Annotated in this window: 14 protein-coding genes; 7 read left to right on the top strand and 7 right to left on the bottom strand. The window is 64.0% G+C overall.

The annotated features are described in order from the left end of the window. Positions 1-196 precede the first annotated feature (196 nt). Both BP737_RS06180 and BP737_RS06175 read left to right on the top strand, forming a co-directional pair. Positions 197-1,378, top strand: a complete 1,182-nt coding sequence (locus BP737_RS06180; protein ID WP_342686022.1) for a peptidase S9 — start codon at positions 197-199, stop codon at positions 1,376-1,378. Positions 1,379-1,560: 182 nt separating this feature from the next. Beyond that, positions 1,561-1,689: a hypothetical protein gene (locus tag BP737_RS06175; protein ID WP_292405951.1), complete on the top strand. Its 129-nt coding sequence runs from the start codon at positions 1,561-1,563 to the stop codon at positions 1,687-1,689. Between the two features lie 39 nt (positions 1,690-1,728). Here BP737_RS06175 and BP737_RS06170 read toward each other — a convergent pair whose 3' ends face one another. From BP737_RS06170 to BP737_RS06150, 5 genes are read right to left on the bottom strand one after another with little or no spacing between them, the layout of a single operon-like run. Then, a complete protein-coding gene (locus tag BP737_RS06170) occupies positions 1,729-5,403 on the bottom strand; it encodes a cobaltochelatase subunit CobN (protein WP_342686021.1) in 3,675 nt (1,224 codons plus the stop codon). Further along, on the bottom strand, positions 5,400-6,188 hold the full coding sequence (locus BP737_RS06165; RefSeq protein WP_292405965.1) for an ABC transporter ATP-binding protein: 789 nt from the start codon (positions 6,186-6,188) through the stop codon (positions 5,400-5,402). Before BP737_RS06165 ends, BP737_RS06170 begins: the two co-directional genes overlap by 4 nt. Further along, positions 6,188-7,249 (bottom strand): iron ABC transporter permease, encoded by a 1,062-nt coding sequence (locus BP737_RS06160; protein WP_342686020.1) that lies wholly within the window; start codon positions 7,247-7,249, stop codon positions 6,188-6,190. Before BP737_RS06160 ends, BP737_RS06165 begins: the two co-directional genes overlap by 1 nt. Then, a complete protein-coding gene (locus BP737_RS06155; protein ID WP_342686019.1) occupies positions 7,246-8,466 on the bottom strand; it encodes an ABC transporter substrate-binding protein in 1,221 nt (406 codons plus the stop codon). The genes BP737_RS06160 and BP737_RS06155 overlap by 4 nt, the downstream gene beginning before the upstream one ends. Then, positions 8,463-8,936 carry a hypothetical protein gene (locus BP737_RS06150; protein ID WP_342686018.1) on the bottom strand — a complete coding sequence of 158 codons (474 nt, stop codon included), beginning with the start codon at positions 8,934-8,936 and terminating at the stop codon, positions 8,463-8,465. The genes BP737_RS06155 and BP737_RS06150 overlap by 4 nt, the downstream gene beginning before the upstream one ends. A 702-nt stretch (positions 8,937-9,638) precedes the next feature. Here BP737_RS06150 and BP737_RS06145 point away from each other — a divergent pair. Genes BP737_RS06145 through BP737_RS06125 form a run of 5 tightly spaced genes read left to right on the top strand, consistent with a single transcriptional unit; the run spans position 9,639 to position 18,312 of the window. After that, positions 9,639-11,438, top strand: coding sequence for a DUF3344 domain-containing protein (locus tag BP737_RS06145; RefSeq protein WP_342686017.1), 1,800 nt, complete (start codon positions 9,639-9,641; stop codon positions 11,436-11,438). Next, positions 11,425-12,399, top strand: coding sequence for a DUF3344 domain-containing protein (locus tag BP737_RS06140; protein WP_292407364.1), 975 nt, complete (start codon positions 11,425-11,427; stop codon positions 12,397-12,399). Before BP737_RS06145 ends, BP737_RS06140 begins: the two co-directional genes overlap by 14 nt. A gap of 4 nt (positions 12,400-12,403) precedes the next feature. After that, complete coding sequence (locus tag BP737_RS06135; protein WP_292407366.1) at positions 12,404-13,069, top strand: ABC transporter ATP-binding protein; 666 nt, start codon at positions 12,404-12,406, stop codon at positions 13,067-13,069. Beyond that, positions 13,066-14,289, top strand: coding sequence for an ABC transporter permease (locus BP737_RS06130; protein ID WP_342686016.1), 1,224 nt, complete (start codon positions 13,066-13,068; stop codon positions 14,287-14,289). Before BP737_RS06135 ends, BP737_RS06130 begins: the two co-directional genes overlap by 4 nt. Positions 14,290-14,337: 48 nt before the next feature. Beyond that, a complete protein-coding gene (locus tag BP737_RS06125) occupies positions 14,338-18,312 on the top strand; it encodes a DUF3344 domain-containing protein (protein WP_292407371.1) in 3,975 nt (1,324 codons plus the stop codon). A gap of 508 nt (positions 18,313-18,820) precedes the next feature. Here the strand turns inward: BP737_RS06125 and BP737_RS06120 are convergent. Together BP737_RS06120 and BP737_RS06115 are read right to left on the bottom strand one after the other, a co-directional pair. Next, positions 18,821-20,146, bottom strand: coding sequence for an ATP-binding protein (locus tag BP737_RS06120; RefSeq protein ID WP_292407373.1), 1,326 nt, complete (start codon positions 20,144-20,146; stop codon positions 18,821-18,823). Between the two features lie 133 nt (positions 20,147-20,279). Further along, positions 20,280-20,562: hypothetical protein (locus BP737_RS06115; RefSeq protein ID WP_342686015.1), on the bottom strand; the 283-nt coding region annotated here is incomplete at its 5' end.

The raw sequence follows: 20,562 nt of genomic DNA, 5'->3' as shown, positions 1-20,562 counted from the left end.
CTTGTGGTCCCGTTCAGGACGTTAAATTGAACGCATCGGCAAAAATTAATTCTGCAGATTTGTACCAGAGGGATACAGTGGAAGTAAAAGTACATGCTGAATGTTGGGTCTGGGTTATCATATGGACAAATATCGGTAGAGAGGACGCTGCCACTTCCTGCGTTATATACCCATGAGACGCACAGGAGAAGCCTGTATGACCCTGAAAACGATATGTATCGCCCTGCTGCTGATCGCGTGCATTCCCCCGGTAGCGGCTGCACCCGTCGTCCAGCTGACGAACGATTCGGCATTCGATTCGTATCCCTTCTGGTCGCCAGACGGCAACAGGATCGCCTTCGTCTCATCCGACGGAGTCCACGCCGGCATTCGGGTGATGGAGCGCGACGGCCAGAACCCGGTACCGGTGACGGACGACCGTTCGTGGAATCTCTTCACCGAGTTCGATCCCTGGTCGCCGGACGGGAAGAAACTCCTCTTCCTCTCCGATGACGGAGGGGGGCTCGACCTCTGGACGATGAACCCGGACGGGACCGGGAGGGTGCGCCTGACTGAAAACGGTCGCATTGTCCCCATTCCGGGGCTCTCCGGCTACGGGGCGGACTGGAGCAGCGATGGGAGGCGGATCGTCTATACCTCCTGCCTCTTCGATAATGCGGCCATCTGGGAGGACTTTGTGGCCACCGCCGCGAACGGTTCGCCTGCGGTGAACGGTTCGGCCATCCGCATGGAAGCGGACATCTGGATCATGGATGCGGATGGCGGCAACAAAAAACCGCTGATGACCGATGGAGATGCGCGCCTGCCCCTGTGGCAGCCGCACGGGGACAGGATTGCATACCTCTCGGAGAGATCCGGAAACCGGGAGATCTGGGTCATGCAGAGCGACGGAACGGGCAAGGCACAGGTGACGTTCAGCGAAGGGAATGTGTCCGAATATGCCTGGTCCCCGGACAGTACCAGGATCGCCTACGTCGTCGCGGCACCCCCCGGAACATGGCCGGAGTTCTCTCTCTGGGTTATCAATAGCGACGGATCGGGTTCGGAGCAATTGACAACCGGAAACTGGGACAGATCACCGGTCTGGTCTCCGGACGGTGCCAGGATCGCCTTCTGGTCGGAGTCGCGGAACCAGACGCTCTGGGTGATGGAGAGCGACGGCTCCGGCCTCGCACCCCTCGATACTGACAATTCGGCATACATGATGCAGCAGTGGTCTCCCGACGGCACGACGATCGTCGTGAGCGACCTAAACGACCTGTATGCAATCCGGCTCGAAGACCCGGCGGCACCCGCATCGCCGGGATTTGGGGTAGCTGCTGTAGCGGGCGCGCTGCTTCTCACGGTATGTCTGCTCAGACTAAGAAGGCAGGAATGAGGGAAAACAGGCTTTGTTGAAACCCCATCTGTTTGTTCCAGATGGCCACAATCAGGGGCATAAAGGGCACGGCTTTCCACTGGGGCCGGAGGCCGGGTGAGGAAGGATCGATGAGATGTGCAGTTTTTCGCGAGTTGGAGACAGGGGAGGGGGAGATCCCCTCCCCGTCAGCCCCGCCCCCAATGGCGATAACCACCACGGTCCACTGCATGAAGACATACCCGAGAAAATTCAGCATCCGCCTCATCAGGGTGGAAGTGAAGACCCGGATAGGGTTCAACAAAGCGGAAAAGCGGGAACGTGCCGCATGATGGAGCGCGATGCGTTAACAGGCACCGTCTTCACGCCGCTCACCCCGTCCTCCGTGCTCCCCGCAGCGCTCTTACGTCCTCCGCGGTCACCACGCGGACGGCGCCGCCCTGAACGCCGCCGCCGGAATCATCCATCCAGTCCTCCATCCAGCCTTCCATCTCAAGGTATGCCGCTTGCAGCCCTTCGAGAACGTCCGGGTCGGCGTTCCAGAGGCCGCGCCCGTGCGCCTCGAGCAGCCGCCTCCCGATCTCCTCAAGCGCCCAGGGGTTCTCATCCGCGAAGAACTGCCGCATCTCAGGGTCCAGAACGAACGTCCGGGCGATGTCGTCGAAGATCCGGTCGTCCACCTCCTGTGTCGTCGCCTCCCAGCCGTAAACGGTCCCCACCTGGCGGGAGATGTCCCCGGCACCCTTGTAGCCGTGCCGCTTCATCCCCTCGATCCACTTCGGGTTGAGGAGTTTCGCCCTGACGACCCGCCGCACCTCCTCGGCAAGCGTCCGGACCTCCACGCGGTCCCGGTCGCGCGTATCGCCGTAGTAGGCGGGCACCTCGTGCTTCGAAAGCGCGCGCACCGCCCCGGTCAGCCCGCCGTGCACCCCGAAGTAGCAGCAGCACCCGAGAAGGTCGTACTCATCGGTCACCGTCTTGTTGAAGGTGAGGTCGACGGCGGCAAGCTGCGCGGAGAAGGTCTCGGGGGACTCTTCGCCGAAGTTGCCCCGCCCGTAGGCATAACCGTTCCACCCGACAAAGACATCCGCAAGGTCCGCCTCCTCCTTCCAGGCCGACGCATAGACCGCCAGGCTGACGCCGTTGCCGTAGGTGCCCGGCCGGCTCCCGAAGATCCGGGCGGTTCCGCTCCCTGCGAGAGCGTGCTTCCGGATGAAGTTCGCCTCGAGCGGCTCGTCCAGCGCGGCAACCTCATGGATGGCGTCGTCCAGGAGTTCAATAGAGGTATAGAAGCAGTCCCGGAGTATCCCGCTCATCCTGACGGTGACGTCGATCCGGGGCCGCCCGAGTTCTTCGAGCGGGAGTATGCGGTAGGACCTGACCCTGCCGTCCGTCCAGACCGGCTCGACCCCGATGAGGGAGAAGATCTGCGCGAGTTGCTCGCCGTCGGCCCACATGATGTCGGACGCCATCCAGTACATGCCGACGTTCTCCGGGACCCGCCCGTGCTCGTCGGCGTACTTTGCAACGACGCTCTCCGCAAGCCGCGTCCCGATCCGCCACGCGGCGCGGGTGGGAGCCCGGAAGGGGTCGAGCGAGTAGAAGTTCCGCCCGGTGGGGAGCACCTCGGGTTTGCCGCGCGTGATGAGGCCCGAGGGGCCCGGCGGGATGTAGCCCCCGGCGAGACCCGATAACAGGCTCCCGATCTCGTCGGAGCCGTCCATCCGCGCCGCAAGATCGAGGACGCCGGCCCGGATCCTCTCGAGCGCCTCCGGGTCGGGGTATGGGAGGCCGTCCGGGGCCTCTCCCGCAAGGAACGCGGCGATGAGAGCCTTTGCCGTGGTTTCGGCGTCCCGGAGCAGCGCATCGTCCGTGGCGGACCCGTCATGCCCCATCATCCGGAGCACCGCGGACCTTATGTCGCCGCTATAACGCATGACGGCATGGATGAACTCCACCCGGCGCTCGCCCTCCGGCACCTCACCGAAGATGTGCATCCCGTCGGGTATCCGGGTATCGGCGATCCGGGCGACGGCGGTATGGGCGGCGGCGACCACCGCCTCGAACGGGGCTCCCTGATCGAGGAGGGCGCGAACCCCGATCTCGCCGCCGATGCCGGTCTCTTCGAGGAGGTCGGCGATGGTGTGTTCGAGTGCATGCTCCCGCGCCCGGTCGACGCCTTTCGCCCGGTTGTAGTCCGCGATCTGCTCTTCGAGGTCCTTCAAACCCGCGTAGAGATCGCTTGCGACCATCACCGTCTGCATGTGGTCGACCAGGGTCGCGTAACTCCGCCGCTTGGCGATCGTCCCCTCCGGGGGGTTGTCGGCGTTGTAGATGTAGAGGTGGGGGACGGTCCCGACGGCGATGTCGGGGAAGCAGGCGCCCGACGGGGCGACCGATTTTCCCGGGAGGAACTCGAAGTTTCCGTGCGTGCCGACGTGGACGATCACGTCCGCGCCGAACGTCTCCTCGATGTAGCGGTAGGTCGCGAGGTACTGGTGGGTCGGCGGAACGCCCGGGTCGTGGAGTATCCGGCAGACCTCGCCGTCACATCGCGGACCGGCGCACCCGCGCTTTGGCTGGACGCAGACGAGAGCGTTACCGTAGCGCACCCCGGTGACGACGATCTTCCCCTCGTAGACCATCGCCGGCGGGACGCCGTCCATCTCCTCGCCCGGCGGCCGGCCCCACGCCTCGCAGACGCGGGCCCGGACCCCGGGAGGGAGCGTCTCGAACCATCCGGCGTAGTCTTCCGGCTCCACCAGAGCGAGGGCGCCGCCTTTCCGGACGATCTCCGCGACCGAGGTCCAGCGGAAGTCGCTGACCGCTTTCTTGTCCATGATGGTCTCGATCAGTTCTTTACCGCTCGCCGGGTATTCGACCGCATACCCCCGGTCGTGCATCGCCTTGAGGATTCTCGCGACGCTCTCCAGGGTATCGAGGTGCGCCCCGGCCCCGACCGACGCCTCGACCGAGGCACAGGGCTTGTTATGGAGGATGAAGGCCACCCGTCTCTCCGCGACGGGCGTCATCGCGAGGTCGATCCACCTCCGGACCCGGCCCACGAACTTCTCCACCCGCTCGCCGATGGGGACGTGCCGTTCGCCTTCGGTGCCCGCCTGCTCGCGGTTTTCCGCCGCGCCGACCGGGACCATCTCGATCGCACCGAAGAACTCGGGCATCGCGACGTACCAGGATACGTCGCTCCCGCGCATTCCGTCCAGATCGGCCATCCACTCTGCCTCGGTCCGGTGATAGAGGATCAGGGGGTGGAAGACCGGCACGCCGAGCCTCTTGAGCGCCTCGACGAAGGCGTCGGCGTCGCGGGGCGGCGTGAACGTCCTTGCGTCGACGAGCGCATTGATCCGGCCCGCAAAGAAGGTCTCGAGCACCTCCCGGTCGGACAGGGCCCCGATATCCCGGTCCGCAATTCCAAAGCAGAAGACCGGGAGAACGTCGTAATAGTTCTCAAGTCTCCGGATCAGGGCGTCCACGACGGCAAGGTCCCCGTTCACCCAGTGCGTCCGGGAGAAGAGGAGACCCACCCGCGTCGGGTGCCGGGAGGGGTGCCAGGCAAGATAGTCGTCGGGGTCGTCGAAGACGGCACCGGCGTCCGGGTGGTAGACCCCTTCCCAGCGGGTCTCCTGCGGGGGGTCGTAAGCGACGTCCATCCCGCACACCTCGGCCTGGACGTAGCGGATCAGGTTCCTGATGTTCTCAGGCCCGCCGTAGAGGAAGTAGGTGCTCACCGTGGAGACGACGGCGAGCGGGACGGTCGAGGCCGTCCATGAGGCGTCGGTGTAGCCGAACGCTATCACCGGGACGCCGGCCGCGAGCCCGCCCAGGATCTCGTCCCAGACCGGGTCGTGCGACGGATGGACTAAAACGACGTCTGAATCATTGCATGATTCGATGCACCGCTCCCGCTTCTCTGCATCGTCCGTCAGTTCATGCACCTGCCACGCGGAAAGGTCGATCCCGGCCTCCCGCGCCGCACCGGAAAACTGCAGCAGTTCGCTGCCCCAGGCCACTATCGTTATCTTCATACGACCTCCACCCCGTCATCCGACGGGCGGAGGGGGACCACGTACGGGACCCCCATCTCATCTTTTACTGCCGCCTCGACCCCGTAGACGGCGCGCATCATCTCTCCGGTCAGGAGGGAGGACGGCGCACCCTCCCCGAGCACCCGCCCCTCTTTCAGCATCACGATCCGGTGGCAGTAGCGGGCGGCAAGGTTCAGGTCGTGGATCGCCGCCACCACCGCAAGCCGCCGCTCGTCCGCGAGCCGGCGGAGGAGGGCCATCACCTCGATCTGGTTACGCAGGTCGAGCGCACTCGTCGGCTCGTCGAGGAGGAGAAGCCGGGCGTCCTGCGCGAGCGCCCGGGCAATCAGCACCCGCTGCCGCTCTCCCCCCGAGAGCCGGTCGGCCCTCCGGGACGCAAAGCCGCCGATGCCGAGGAGGGAGAGCGCCTCCGAGACCTTCCGTTTATCCTCCTCGGAGACGCTCCAGCGCAGGTACGGCCGCCTGCCCATCAGGACGGTCTCAAAGACCGTCACGGGATTCAGGGCGCCGCCGCTCTGCGGGACGTAGGCGATGGTCCGGGCGATCTCCGTCCGGCTCATCGCAGAAAGGTCGCGCCCGTCGAGGCGGACATCTCCTTCCGGGTCGAGAATCCGGTCCAGGCACCGGAGCAGCGTCGTTTTTCCGGACCCGTTCGGCCCGACGACCCCGAGGACCTCGCCCCGCTCAAGGGAGAACGAGACGTCCGTAAGCACCCGCCGGTCGCGGTAGGAGAACGAGAGCCCCTGGACGCGGAGCAGAGGCATCAGGCATCCCTCCTGCGCATGAAGAGGTAGACGAAGAACGGGATGCCGAGGAACGCGGTCATGATCCCGACCGGGATGATCGCTCCGGGGATCACCGTCCGCGCGAGGCAGTCGGCGCCGAGGAGGATGACGGCGCCGACGAGTCCGGATGCAGGAATGAGGGTCCGGTGATCGGCCCCGATCACCATCCGGGTGATGTGGGGCGCCACGAGGCCGATGAACCCGATGGTGCCGGTGAAGCAGATGATCACCGCCGTTACGAGCGAGGCGGCGAGCATGAACCCGGCCATGGACCGCTCAACCGGCACGCCGAGGCTCTTTGCCGTTTCGTCGCCCTCGGCGAGCGCGTTGAGGTCCCACGCGCGCCAGAGGAGGAGCGGGACGACGGCAACGACGACTACCGTCACGAGCCCGAGTTTCGGCCAGGACGACTTGTCCAGGGACCCGAACATCCAGAAGACGACCTCCTGCACCTTCTCGGAGGTCCCCAGGTACTGGAGGAACGAGGTGACGGCCGAGAAGAGGTACATGAGCGCGATCCCGGCGAGGATCATCGTCTCGCTCCCCATGCCCTTCAGGCGGGCCATGCCGTAGATGGCGCCCGCGGCGAGCATGGCGAAGAGGAAGGCGTTGCCGATGACGAGGTAGCCGGAGAGGAAACCGGCCCCGAGGATGATGGCGACCGATGCGCCGCACGAGGCGGCGGAGGCGATCCCGAGCGTGAAGGGACTGGCAAGCGGGTTCCTGAGGACGCCCTGCATCACCGTGCCGGCGATCGCAAGCCCGAACCCCGCCACGATCGCGAAGAGCACGCGGTGCAGCCGCCAGCCCCAGACTATCCCGACGGCGTTTGACTCGACCATCCGGTCCGGCAGGTCGACCGCCTCGGGGAAAAGCCCGGCGAGGATGGCAAGGTAGGAGTCGGCGACCGGGAGGTTCGCCGACCCGAGGGTCACGGCGACCCCGACGAGTGCGGCGAGGATCAGGATGAGGGCGGCGATGAAGAGGGCACGCTTCTCGGTGAGCCGGGCATACTCCTGCCTGCCGAAGTCGGTCATCATACCGGATAGACAAACGCCCCGTGTTCCTCGAGGTCGTAGTCGAGCCTCTGGAACTCGCTCAGGTACTGCTGGTGGACCGCGCGGGGGTCGAGGTCGGGGAAGAGGTCCGGGTAGAACCACTTCGCCATGTATGCGACGCCGATGAAGTATTCGGGCCCGCCGATGACGTCGGAGTGGATGACGTGCACCCGGCCGTCCCTGACAGCGTCGATCCGGTCCCAGACCGGACGGTCCTCGATTGCGCGGGTGACCTCTTCGAAGGGTGCCGGGTCATCGTCGCCGTAACCGCCGAAGACCAGTTCGCCGGCGCCCACGATCTTGACGATGACGTCGGGGTTCCTGCTGATGACGGCCTCGGGGTCGACCGCCGGGTACTCGACCGCGGTGTCGGCGAAGATGTTCCGGCCTCCGGCAAGTCCGATCTTCTCATCGTAGCCCGACCCGTTTCCGGCGCTCTTGTAATCGTCCCAGTTCTCCAGGTAGACCGAGACCCGTTCGTCGGCCGGTATCGAGGCTATGCGCCCGGCAACGGTGTCCATGACGCTCCCGTGGAACGCGAGGAACCGTTCGGCCCCCTCTTCCTTCCCGAGGAGGGCTCCCATCGTCCGCACCTCGTCGGCGTAGGCCGTCGGCCGGTAGCTGTCGAACCGGAAGAAGCGGATGCCGGGGTCGATGGACGAAAGCGTCTCTTCAATCTCGTCGCAGGACGACTGGGAGATGGTGGCGTAGAGGAAGACCGCATCGGGGCGGACCGCGGCCGCCTGCTCGTAGTCGGGGGCCCAGGTCGACCCGAGGTTCGCCTTTCCCCGGTACTCGGGGAAGTAAGTCGGGTCCTCGAGGGTGTACTTGCTCACGCCCACGACCCGGTCGGATTCCACGCCAATCGACCGCATCATCTCAACGGTGTCGCTGTTGAAGACCGCGATCCTCTGGAGCGGCCGGGAAAGCGTCGTTTCCCGTCCGGATGAGTCGGTGATCGTGAGCGCACGGCCGTCCCAGTGCTCGTAGACGAACGCGGCGTCCCGGAGGTCGTCGGACGAGGGGACTTCGACCGTTCCGCCCATGAACCGGGCGTCCAGCGAGTCGAGGATCGCGGTCGCGAGCTCGGACGCCGTCAGCGTGCCGTCGCCGTCGCTGTCGCACGGGACCGTCTCCGCCGCCGCCGTTCCGGCGAGGAGGAAGATACAGCAGACGAGCAGGAGAAGTTTATGGGTCATCGTCCGCACCTCCGGACGCACAGCACGACAAGCGCCGCGAGCGCGGCCGCCCACTCAAAACCGGGTGTCGAAGGGACGGTCGTCTGCGCGGCTTCTCCCGGGGTTCCGGGTCCGTCCGACCCCACGGCGCCCGATTCACCGGTCTCCAGGTCCTCCCACGTGCCGGCAAGCGCCTCTCCGGCCTCCGCCGGCCCCTGCAGCCGGTAACGGACCGCTTCTTCGCCGACGACGGCGAAGGCAACCTTCTGTCCGGAGACCCGGGTGCGGTTCTCCGGGTGATCCGTCCCCGCCCAGGTGCAGCCGTCGGGGATGGTCTCGACGATGCCCCCGACCGTGATATCCGTCACCGTGAGCGTCACTGTAAGGTCGTTCCCGGAGGATGTGAGGGTCCGCTCGACGCTCGCAGCCGTTGCGGGGGCCGCAAGCAGAGCGATCAGGATGCACAGGCCTACTGCTCTCCTCGGTGTCATTACAGAGGGATTCATCGCGGCGTGTTAAATATATTATTATTTGTATCATTTATTCGGAGTTATTTCAAAGAGTAATCGATGGAATATTAATAAATAGACAAAAAAGGTTAATATTCGCGGGAAACGGCGCCGGAGAAGAGACTTCGCTCATGCCAGCGCCAGAACGGGGAGGCATCGTCCGGACACCGGACTTCGCGTGCGGCGACGACGAGGCAAGTACCCGAAGTCTCACGCGATTCGCGGCTCGCAACCATTCGGTGCTCGTACTCAGGTTCCGAGCCGTCACATTCTGCGGGAAGTCGCACTTCGCGTGAGGCAACGTTTCGGGACAGCGACAAAGTCTCACGCGAAGTGCGATGACCCAAAGGCCCGGAGTCTGAGAAGACCGGGTGTCTTCCACCGGGAGCGTGAGCAACGAAGGTGTGAAGAACGACGCTCCGTCAGAGACAGAGTTTGAAAAGCCGTAAGGCTTCGAAAAGAGGGCGGTGAGTTAATTTTCAGGGGGCTTTCCGCAAAAACGTTAACGAAGTACCGGTCCGCAGGAATTTTTCGGGTTTTCAAGACAAAGTGCGCAGGAACGATGTGCCGGCAGATCGGGACCCGTAGACAATCCGGTCCCGATAACCGGGCAAACGAGAGAGGTCATATTGTCACACAAAAATAAAAATAGTTAATAATAGGTGTTATCATTTGATAGATAGTATGAACATACTCAGAAGTATCCACATAATATTATGCGCAACTATCGTATTCGTCTTCACGACGGCGCCGGTCTCGGCAATCTACGACTTCGAGGGCATCTCCCTCGACACAGCGGCCCAGGGCGAGATACGGGGGGAGGTGCTCACCTTCGGGACATACGGGCTCACCGCTCCTCCCCTTGAATGCACCTTCACTCTCCCGTCAAAGCCGGTCTGGGCGCGGGTCTACACGGGCGTCTGGGGCGGCACCGAGCGCTACACCGGGTGGGAGGAACTCAGCGTCAACAACGGCGTCCCGGTCCGCCGGGACCTCTTTGGAAAAGACGACCGGCATCCTGAGACCCTCGTATCGGGATACGGCGTCTACTGGGTCGCGCACGACTGCACCGACCAGCTCCGGGGCGGCAAGAACACCGTCACCCTCACGACCAGCAGGGGCCAGCCCGAGAGCAGGATCGACGGGCGCTCCTACGGCATCTTCGTCGTGGCCGTCGTTGAGGACGATAAATTACCGCTCACCCGCTACTGGATCGCCGAAGGGAACGAGAACCTCCACGGCGAGGGGTGGTCCGGCACAAACCCCACGCGCCACGACACGTGCGAGATGGTCTTTGAGAAGGCGGGCGCGGCGGAAGGGGCTGCCGCCGACCTGACCGCAGTCCTCGTAGCCTCGACGAAGGGGCAGCCGGACTACGTCCTCTTCAACGGCGAGGACCTGGGCGTTCCGGCAACAGACCTCACGCTCTACCCGGAGGGGGCGCGGGACATCGGCAACGAGCACATCGGCGACGCGACCGGAAACCCCGGACCCGAGGCGCGTTACATCGACGTCGAGACGTTCGACGTCGGCAGACTCCTCGGGGATACCAACACCGTGGTCTTCGAGCGGGGAAGGGATCTTAACGGCGACGGGGAGATCAGCACCACCGGGTCGAAGCCCGAGGGCGAGGACTATATTCATCCCTGCTCCGTGATCCTCACGGTGCAGCGGCCCGACGGGGCGCCGGCGCCGGACTTCGCCGTCGACACGCCTGTGGCGGCGGGAGCCTATGCGGGCGAAGAAGCGACGATCCGGGCGACGGTGAGAAACTACGGCGTCCGGCCCGATGGGAAGATCGAGGTGGCCTTCTCGGTCGACGGGAAGGTCGTCAAAACGGTTGAGATCGAACCGGCAAGGTCCGGCGTCCAGCAGGTCGAGACCGGCGTCACCCTTGCCGAAGGCCGGCATACCATTGCGGTCCGGGTCGATGCCGGCGGCGACGTCGACCCGACGGACAACGAGGCATCGGTGCAGTTGACGGTCGGCACGGTCCCCGACCTCTCCGTCGCCGTCGGGACGCCGGTCCGGGGGGGGCTCGAGGCCGCGGCCCAGGCCGCGGCGACGCAGCAGTCGCCAGCCCCGCTCTTCGCCCTGTTTGCGGGGCTCTCTCTCGCCGCGCTTCTTATGATGCGCCCGCCGCGCGGGAAGGCGGCGATACTCCTGATCGCAGGCGCGGTCATCGTCGCTGCATGCCCGCTCGCGGCAGCTTCAGGCTACCTGGACTACACCCTCCCGATCACGATCGAGAACGGAGGCGGAAGCGACGTCGGCGCCTTCGACCTCACCATCTACCTCGACGGCGATAAGGCGGCAGTCAAGCAGATCGACGGGATCGACGCCGGTGCAACGGTCACCATTGACGTCCCGCTCTACACGACGCCCGGTAAGCACCGGATCAAGGTCGTCGCGGATGAGGGGAGCGCGATCAAAGACTCGAACCGGGCAAACAACGCGGCGGAGGGCGAGTATGCCTTCCCGTAGGACCCTCGCCGGGCTGTTCCTCCTGCTCGGACTCCTCGCAAGCCCCGCGGCGGCCACCTATGCCGGGGACAAACCGCTCTCGACCGTATTTCACGACGAGTTCCGGGGCGGCTACGTCTACACCGTGGGAAACAGCACCTACAGCGGAGCAATCAGTCCGGGGGGAGAGTATGCGGTTATGTTCGAACCCGAACTCCCGGCGGACGCAACCATCCTCTATCAGCGCATCTACGTCTACTGGGCCTGGAGCAAGCTCGACCAGAACGCCATCTACCCGGTGTTCTCGCTCACCCGCACGGATACGGGCGAGAACCTTGCGGAGGCCGACCGCTACACGGACTCCAAGGGGTTCGTCAGCCAGAACGACTTCTTCTCAGGAGTGGACATCTTTACGACGAGAGACCTCAACCCCGGAAAGAACTCCTTTGAAGTCGTCCTCAAGAACAACGCCACCGATAATCGGACGTTCGTCGTCCAGGGGATCGGCCTGCTCGCCGTCTACGAGAGCCCCGGATCGCCGGAGGGGATCGTCTGGGTGAGCGAGGGGGCCGACCTCCTCTACAGCAGTTACGGGATCACCCCCGCCATGGCGTCGAGCAAGATCGATTTCCCCGGGACAATCGACCGATCCGGCCTTAAATCGGCCGAACTCTTCATCGTCGCCCCTTCCGGGGGCTATACCCGGGAGAAGATCCCCGTGATCAACCGGCTCTTCTTCAACCGCGAGGGGACAAGCAGCATGCCCTCGTTCTTTGAAGCGATCCTCTCGGCGCTCTTCCCGGGATCGAGCGGGAAGGAGTGGGTGAACGTCTTTGACTCCGACGAGACGGTGCAGGTCGGGATCGACCGGCGGGACGTGTTGCCCTACCTGCGGTCCGACGAGAATTTCGTGCAGATCCAGGACGAAAAGGACTACCTGGTGCTGACGAACGCCGTTCTCTGGGCCGAACGGAAGGAGTAAGAGTATGGAGACCATCATCGAGACAAGACACCTGAGCAAGGCGCACAACGACCGGGTGACCGCTCTGGCGGACGTGAACCTGGCCGTCTGGAAGGGGGAGTTCATCGCGCTCCTCGGGAGAAGCGGCAGCGGCAAGAGCACGCTCCTGAACATCCTCGGCGGCCTCGACGCCCCGACATCGGGAGAGGTCCGCATCGGCGGTAAAAGCGTCGATTTCAGCGACCGAAAGGCGCTCATCGCCCTCCGAAGAGAGTCCATCGGGTTTGTCTTCCAGAGTTTCAACCTCATCCCGGCCCTGACGGCGCAGGAAAACGTGGAGTATCCACTCCTCTTCAACTATCGCGATACGGCGGTCAGGAGAGAGCGGGCGGCCGACCTCCTCTCGCTCGTCGGCCTCGCGGACCGGGCGCACCACTATCCCCGGGAGATGAGCGGCGGCGAGCAGCAGCGGGTGGCGATCGCCCGCGCTCTTATCGGCGAGCCGCTCATCGTCCTGGCCGACGAGCCGACGGGGAACCTGGATTCGAAGACGCGCGACGAGATCTTCGGCCTGATGCGGCAGGTAAACGAGGAGCGGGAGACGACGTTTCTGATCGTCACCCATGAGCGTGAGCTCGGGAGGCGGACCGACCGTACCATCAAGCTCCTCGACGGGAGCGTGGTCGCATGATCTTCGATCGGCTGATCGACTACCTGAGGGTCTCGGCCCACCAGGTCGCCCGGAAGCGGATGCGCGTCTTCCTCACCGCCCTCGGGATCGCTATCGGGGTTGCAGCCGTCGTCGGGACCGTCTCCCTCGGGGAGGGCGTCCGCTACCAGGCGGTGGAGGCGATCAAGGAGCAGTCCGACCTCACGCTCATCGAGGCGACTGCGGATATCCGCGGAGGCGCGATCCAGTTCATCACGCCGGCAAAGATCGAGGAACTCGCCGCCGTCCAGCACGTGGAGGCTTCTTCGGCGGTGGTCCGGGAGGCGTACACCACAAAACGGCAGACCTACCTTGAGGTCGTGGGGATCGATCCCGCCGGGATCGAGGGCGTGATCCGGCCGAAATTCCTGAGGGGAGAGAACCTCGAGCCCGGCTCCCGGCAGGCGGTGCTCGGGCACGACGTCGCCGAGACGCTCCAGCGCTACGAGGGGGTCAGGTTCGGCGACGCCGTCCCGATCCTCATCCGGCGCTACGATGAGGACGGCATGCCGGTCGACGAAGAGGTGACGTTCACCCTGGTCGGCGTGCTCCAGGAGCGGGACGATGCGTTCGACCAGGTGATGCTGATCGACCGCGGGGTCGCGCAGGAACTGCGCGGGGACGAGACGGCGTTCGACGGGGTCCTGATCCGGGTCGATCAGCCCGAAACGGTCTTCGGCGTCGTGGACGACGTCAAGGCGCTCGGCCTCACCGCGAAGGGCGCGTTCCAGCAGATCGAGTCGGTGAACCAGCTGATGGACGTCGTCGTCCTCATCCTGGCGTTCTTTGCCGGGGTCTCCCTGATCGTCGGGGTACTGATGATCGTCAACACGATGGTCACGTCGGTCTTTGAGCGGACGCGGGAGATCGGGATCACCATGGCCATCGGGGCCTCCCCGGCGGACGTCGTCCACCTCATCCTCGCCGAATGCCTCTATATCGGCCTCATCGGGGGCGTGCTCGGCGATCTTTTAGGCATCGCGTTCACGGGCGTGATCAACACATTCGGGAAGCCGTTCATCGTCGCCCAGCTCGGCGATACGTTCTCAACGTTCGCCGAGGGCGACATCACCCTGATCACGCCCGAAATTCTCGTGATCGGAATGGCAATCGCGATCGTTCTCTCTCTGGCATCGGGCCTCTACCCGGCGTTGAAGGCGTCTCACCTCAACCCGGTGACGGCGATACGGACGGGGGTGTGATGAATGAGAATCAACAGACCGTATATCACAGGAATTGCGCTATCTCTTATGCTGCTGCTCGTTCTGGTGCCCGCACCCGCGGCGGCCGACCAGTACGTGGGCGGCATCCCGCTCGGAACCGTCAAAGAAGACACCGTCTCCGGCGGGCTATGGTCCGATTCGTACACGGACTTCGCCAACTCGGCGGAGAAGACGTTTGCCCTGCCCGCCTACACGGAGATCAAGTGGGCGCGCCTCTACGTCTCCGTCTACTGCGCTCATATGCAGAACAACTACGAGCACCGGGCGACCGTGAAGTTCGACGGCGGGTCGGGGATAGAGACGCTCGGCGTCGAAGAACTCCGGCAGCCGTACGTCTTCGCGATCCACGGCGGCAGCCCGGTCTGGGTGAACGACCACTGCAACCGGATCACGAGCGATTACCTGATGTGGTACGACGTGACCGGCCGCATCACCGCGAGGAACCCGGTCGCCGAGGTAAAGGTGGACCAGCCGGAAGGGTATAAAGGGACCTTCGACGGGAGGATAAAGCTCGTCACGCTGGTCGTCGCCTACGACGACGGCGACGGCGACGAGGTCTACTACTGGGTGAACCAGGGGCACGACGTCCACTCCTACTACGTCGAGGATATCGGCGAAACCTACACGGGCGAGACGACCTTCGATACCGAGGACCTCCCGGAGGACGACGAACGGGTCCCCGCAGCCGAGTTCTCGGCGATCTACATGGCAAGCAACGTCGGGGAGTTCGAGTTCAACACCGAACCGCTCGACGCCAATGACCCGCAGGGCCCCTACTCGGGCTACCAGACCTGGGACGTCTCCGACCTCATGGAGCCCGGGGCGGCGAGCACGTTCGCCTACACCCGCGACCTCAGCGTCTCCGGGAGCGGCGGAGCCTACCTGGGCGCGTTCTTCAAGATCCCGCTCGCCCTCCTCTCGGTCCGCTACCCGGAGAAGGAGGTCGGGTCGATCAATGTGACCTCAGCGCCCGCCGGCGCGGCAATCTTCCTCGACGACGAACCGACCCAGTGGACGGCGAACACGACGATTCCCGGCATACCCGCCGGCGACCACGCGGTTCGGGTCGAGCTGGACCGCTACCGGGTGCCCGAGGACCAGTGGGTCACGGTGACCAAAGGCTCGAACGCCACGGCCCATTTCGACCTCGAGCCGATAACGGGCAGCATCGAGGTGACGAGCGAGCCGGCCGGGGCCTGGATCTACCTCAACGGGGAGAACATGTCGGTCGTAACCCCGGCGACGCTGGAGAACCTGATCATCGGAGACTACACGGTCGAGGTGAGAGCGGAGGGGGTCGAAGACTACCGGACGGTTACGGTCAACGACGGCGAGACCACCACCGTCGACTTCACGCTCGAGACCGCCGTCGGGTCCGACGGCAGGGTTCCCGACTACGGCTACTCCGGAAAGACCCTGGACGTCGCCGTCTCGGGCACCCTCCACGGGAACCTGACCTACTACGAGTTCAGCGACTACACCGGGCTTATCCACGCAGGCGAGAGCAGGGAGTTTACGATCGATGTCCCCGGCAACGGCACGGTCGCATACGCGCGGCTCTACATCTACACCACCTGGGGGCACGACGAACAGAGGAAGGAAGGGACTCCGGTCAGGGTCAGCCTCGCAGTCGACGGGGCGACCATCAAAGCAGACGCGGTCTACAACGACCGGAAGAACGAGGGGATCTACAATTATCTTCTCGAAACACACGCGTTCAACGTCACCGGCGTCCCGGGCGGCATCGCCGGCGAACACGTCGTGAAACTGACGAACGACGGGAGGAAGGACGATGTCTTTGCGACCTACGGCATCGGGCTCCTGGTCGTCACCGAGGACCCCGCAGAGCCGGAGATGACCTACTGGGTCGCGGAGGGGTCGGATACGCTCTACGCCCACCCGGACTTCGGGACGACGTCCGAAGACTGCATCACAACGGCGACCTTCAACGAGTCCGTCGACCTCTCCGGAGCCGGCGAGGCGCGCCTCATCCTGGTCACCACCGCCGGTTCGGGGATTGACGACGACGAGCACCGGATCTACTTCAACGACGGCGAGTGGTTCAATCTGCTCACCGCCGGCTCTTCGGCAATCAGCGTGGCCGACCTGGACGTGAGACCGTACCTCATGGGATCGGAGAACGCGGCGGGAATCCAGAGCCTCATCACCACGACGAAAGGCGACTACATGGAGAACCGCGCCATCATCCTCGTCGTCAGGAAAGGCACCCCGCCGGAGGGATATGAGACGAACGCCACATCCACGACGGGCACAACCGGGATTCCGGCGACACCGTCCAGCGAGTCGGGATCGCGGTTCACCCTCAACGCGACGAACGGGCGGATCGAGGCCACGCGTCTCGTCGCCGACGGCGGGGCCGTTCAACTGTACATCCCCGAGGGAGCGGTGATCACCGAGGGCTCCGGGAGCCCCGTCCAGGCGCTGACGCTGCAGAGGCTTTTACCCGGCGACGCAGGGGGTGCCGACCCGGCCTACGCGGTCGGCAGCGAGGATATGATGAGTGATCTCCCCCTGAGTTTGATCATCTCCGTGAGCGAACCGGGAGGCGTGATCGCCAGGTACGACCGTTCTTCGGGCGCCTGGCAGACCCTGGAGACTGCGGCCGATGCGACGGGCGGCAGCGTCTCGGCGAAGGTCCGGCAGGGAGGCATCTATACGGTCCGGTACGGCGAGACCGGTGAGTCCGCCCGGGATGGAGGAGTGATCGGCCTTCTGTTCGGTGCCGTCCAGGCGCTTTTCGGGCTCTTCGGCTTCGCCTCCGCCGGGGAGGAGCCGGGGCCGGCGGTGGGGCCTGAACCGATCCCGGCCGCGGCGGCAGAGCCCACGCCGACGGCGGCGCCTCCTGTCGACATCACCACGATGCAGTTCGATCTTGCGGTGCTCTCCGACCCGCCGGGCGCACTCATCGACCTCGACGGCGAGTATACCGGCAGGACGACCCCGGCCGCGTTTGCATCGCTCTCCGGCGGCAACCATACCGTCCGGGTGCGCATGGACGGCGCCGAGCCGGTGGAGCGGGAGGTCCAGCTTGCGCGCGACGACGAAGTCGTGGTCGAGGTCCCGGGAGCCGTATCCCCGGGACTGCTCCGCGACTGGGAACAGAACCACTACGGCGGCGTCTACGTCGACTCGTTCCCCGACGAGGCGGAGATCTTCGTCGACGGCCGCAAAGTGACCCAGAAGACCCCCGCCGTCATCTACGGGCTGAAAGAAGGGCTGCACACCATCAAGGTGAAGAAAGAGAAGGTGGAGTTCAGTTCCGATAAAGAGCGGGTATGGATAGATAAAAACACCCTGACGCGGGTGATGTTTTCCAGCGGCAACGCTGAGTTGACGCGTTCGATCACGTTCGCACCGGAGGAGTACGCCCAGAAGCCGTTCTCGATCAACGGCAGATACATGGGCGACCGGTTCCCGAAGACGATTGAGGTCCGGGGGATCGGCGGGGCGTACCTCACCGTCGCGGACGGCGGGGGTTACCGGACATACAGGATACCCGCCACCGTCCAGTCGAACGATACCGTGAGTGCCGCGTTCTCCGCCGCACCCTGCAGCCTTCTCGTGACGTCGGCGCCGGCGGGGGCGGCGATATCGGTCGACGGGTTCCAGACCGGGTTCGCCACGCCGTACGTCGTCGGCAACATCTCGGAAGGGAGGCACCTCGTCGGGGTCTCGAAGCCGGGGTATCTCCCGGCGGAGCAGGAGGTCGTACTGACGGGCGGCTCCGGCGACGCCGCGGTGAAGTTCACCCTCGCCGCGTATACCTGGGGGTCGCTTGAGGTCTCGAGCGACCCGGCAGGCGCCAAGATCTACCTCTTCAACCGTGATACCGGCGAGAAGACGCCCCACACCTTCCACTACCTCGGCATCGGCAGTTACCCGGTGAAGGTGGCGGGGAAGGAGGGGTCGAAGACGACAGAAGACGTGACGATTGTCCCGTATTCAACCACCGAATACCACGCCGACCTCACGGGGGCCTAAAGCGGGCCCCCCTCAATTTTTTCCAAGGTCAAACGACGCAGGGTTCGGCCGCACATCCCCCGACCAGGAAATTCCGGACGGCGACAGTAAGGTTTTCTCGATTGAGATACCAGCGCTACGATGTTTCCGTAAGAGAACTATGTATGAAATAGACGATCCCGTCTTTCGTCAACCCTCTCCATGTTGGTTTTACAGGGCCATCCCACCGGCGCCGGAGGGGTTCCGTCGCCTTTCCGGCGCACCTTCACGCCTGCAGTGGTTGAAGGATTGAACGGACAGAGTTTACCATGGCCGGTCAGGCAGCGTCCCTCATGCCCCCGGTGCACGTGACCCTCCGACGCTCAGTCGCCGCTGAGGCTTCAGATGACCCCTCCGGGGGACCGGCGAGGGTCCCCCTGTCGGGCACGGTTACCGCTCCTCTCTGCATCGGTAGGTGCAGGGCATAGCCGCAACGAACCTGTCCCCTAACGGCCCTACTCCATGCACCTTAACGGCGGCGTTTAATCGCTCAAAAACGAATTTGCGGAACGCATGCTTGTGATATCGCTCCCCCGTCGAGCAGCCATTTCCAGAGCGGGATATACCGGACAGTTCCCTCTCTCTTCTCCGTGTCTTTCGTGAGAAGGATGCACTCCCGCACCCGGGAGCCGTGAAGGTTTGCGAACTCGAGCAGTGCTTTTTCCTCCCGGGCGGGGAGGGAATCGGTGTAAGAGACGCTGATTGCCGAGAGCGAGCGGTCGGGATTTTTTACGACGAAATCGACCTCACCCTGTTTCTTCCAGTAATATACTTCACGACCCTGCTTCTTCAGTTCGATGAAGACGAGGTTCTCTGCAAGCCTTCCTTCGTCTTCCGAGAACCTGAACGATACGGCGTTCCGGAGACCATTGTCGATGCAGTAGATCTTTTTGTTGTTCCTGCTCTGTGTTTTCAGCGAAGAGCTGAAGTACTGAACCTCAAAGAGGATCTTCGCTTTCTCTGCGTAGTAGAGATACTCCCTGACGGTCTCGAAATCGATGCCGAGCACCTCCTGGAGATTCCGGTAGGAGTAGAACGAGGTTACGTTCGTCATGCAGTAAGTAAGCAGATCGCCGAGCGCCTTCTGGTTTCGCACCTCATTAACCCGCACGATGTCGCGATAGACGATGCTGTCGTAGTATGCCGCGAGCTGGTCCCGCCGGATCGTTTCGTCGTCTGAAAGGACGACCTGCGGGAAACCTCCTTCCCTGATATACTCACCGAGCAGATGCAGGAGCCGGTACTTCGCCGACGCGAGAGATACGGGATCGTGCGGCAGGTCCTCGCCCGAGAAGACCACGTATTCCGCAAAATCGAGCGGGTAGACATGGACCGGAAGGTATCGCCCGGCAATGAGCGTTGAGAGGTTTGAGTCGAGAAGGTAGGACGTCGAACCGGATATGATAAGGGTGAATTTCTTTCTGTCGTAGAGCGATTTTATCCACCGCTCCCACCCCTCGAGGGTCTGGATCTCATCAAAGATGAGGTAGGGCGCGTCGCCGCCGTACACGTCCCTGCGGTAGGTCTCAAGCAGGGTCTCGAGCGGGTCTTCGAGGCGGGCAATCTCCGGCTCATCGCAGTTCACAAAGAGTATCGACCGCGGATCGACCCGGCGGTTATGGATCAGGTCGTCGATGATCTGGAAGAGGAGCGTTGTTTTTCCCGAACGGCGCACCCCCGTAAGGACAACGACCTCCCCGGTCTCAAGATACTTCCGTATCTTTGTAAAGTATTTCTCCCGCCGTATACCCGTTTCAAAGGGCCTGGCGCTCCACCAGGGATTGAGGGCGACCAGGAGGTCGAGGACCGAGGGCACACAGTTTGTTGGAGTATATTCCAGCATAAATGTTTGTTTTTATCTGGATATAATCGAACCAAACAGACGAGCCCCGAGGGTCTTCATTCGAAGGCACACGGGACACCCTCACCGTGCCGACGGCTTCCCGCGCTCATGGCACCTCCTGGATCGTCGACGGGGCGATAGCAACGGCACCGAGAGTTGCCCGGTGGAGGAAGATCGAAGACGTGATAACCGTCCCGTACCCGGCCGTCGGATGCCGTGCCGGGATCACGGGGACTTGAGCGGTCCCCACCACCCCATCCATCTGGGCCCCCGGGCGGGGTTCGGCCGTACGGCCGGGCCACGCGGAGTTGTGCGATCCGTCCGGGGGTGTGCCTGCGGCACGACGTTCCAACAGGGTAATCATGCACAAGTCGCTGTCAACTACCCCC

The organism is Methanoculleus sp. UBA291, from assembly GCF_002499755.1.
GTDB classification, from domain to species: Archaea; Halobacteriota; Methanomicrobia; order Methanomicrobiales; family Methanoculleaceae; genus Methanoculleus; species Methanoculleus palmolei.
The sequence above is the reverse complement of the archived record's forward strand: the minus strand, read 5'-3'. Positions and strand labels throughout refer to the sequence as shown.

Bases quoted from the DNA above. Each gene is read 5' to 3' on its own strand.
- BP737_RS06180 (WP_342686022.1), top strand. From the start codon at position 197: ATGACCCTGAAAACGATATGTATCGCCCTGCTGCTGATCGCGTGCATT.
- BP737_RS06175 (WP_292405951.1), top strand. From the start codon at position 1,561: ATGGCGATAACCACCACGGTCCACTGCATGAAGACATACCCGAGAAAA.
- BP737_RS06170 (WP_342686021.1), bottom strand. From the start codon at position 5,403: ATGAAGATAACGATAGTGGCCTGGGGCAGCGAACTGCTGCAGTTTTCC.
- BP737_RS06165 (WP_292405965.1), bottom strand. From the start codon at position 6,188: ATGCCTCTGCTCCGCGTCCAGGGGCTCTCGTTCTCCTACCGCGACCGG.
- BP737_RS06160 (WP_342686020.1), bottom strand. From the start codon at position 7,249: ATGATGACCGACTTCGGCAGGCAGGAGTATGCCCGGCTCACCGAGAAG.
- BP737_RS06155 (WP_342686019.1), bottom strand. From the start codon at position 8,466: ATGACCCATAAACTTCTCCTGCTCGTCTGCTGTATCTTCCTCCTCGCC.
- BP737_RS06150 (WP_342686018.1), bottom strand. From the start codon at position 8,936: ATGACACCGAGGAGAGCAGTAGGCCTGTGCATCCTGATCGCTCTGCTT.
- BP737_RS06145 (WP_342686017.1), top strand. From the start codon at position 9,639: ATGAACATACTCAGAAGTATCCACATAATATTATGCGCAACTATCGTA.
- BP737_RS06140 (WP_292407364.1), top strand. From the start codon at position 11,425: ATGCCTTCCCGTAGGACCCTCGCCGGGCTGTTCCTCCTGCTCGGACTC.
- BP737_RS06135 (WP_292407366.1), top strand. From the start codon at position 12,404: ATGGAGACCATCATCGAGACAAGACACCTGAGCAAGGCGCACAACGAC.
- BP737_RS06130 (WP_342686016.1), top strand. From the start codon at position 13,066: ATGATCTTCGATCGGCTGATCGACTACCTGAGGGTCTCGGCCCACCAG.
- BP737_RS06125 (WP_292407371.1), top strand. From the start codon at position 14,338: ATGCTGCTGCTCGTTCTGGTGCCCGCACCCGCGGCGGCCGACCAGTAC.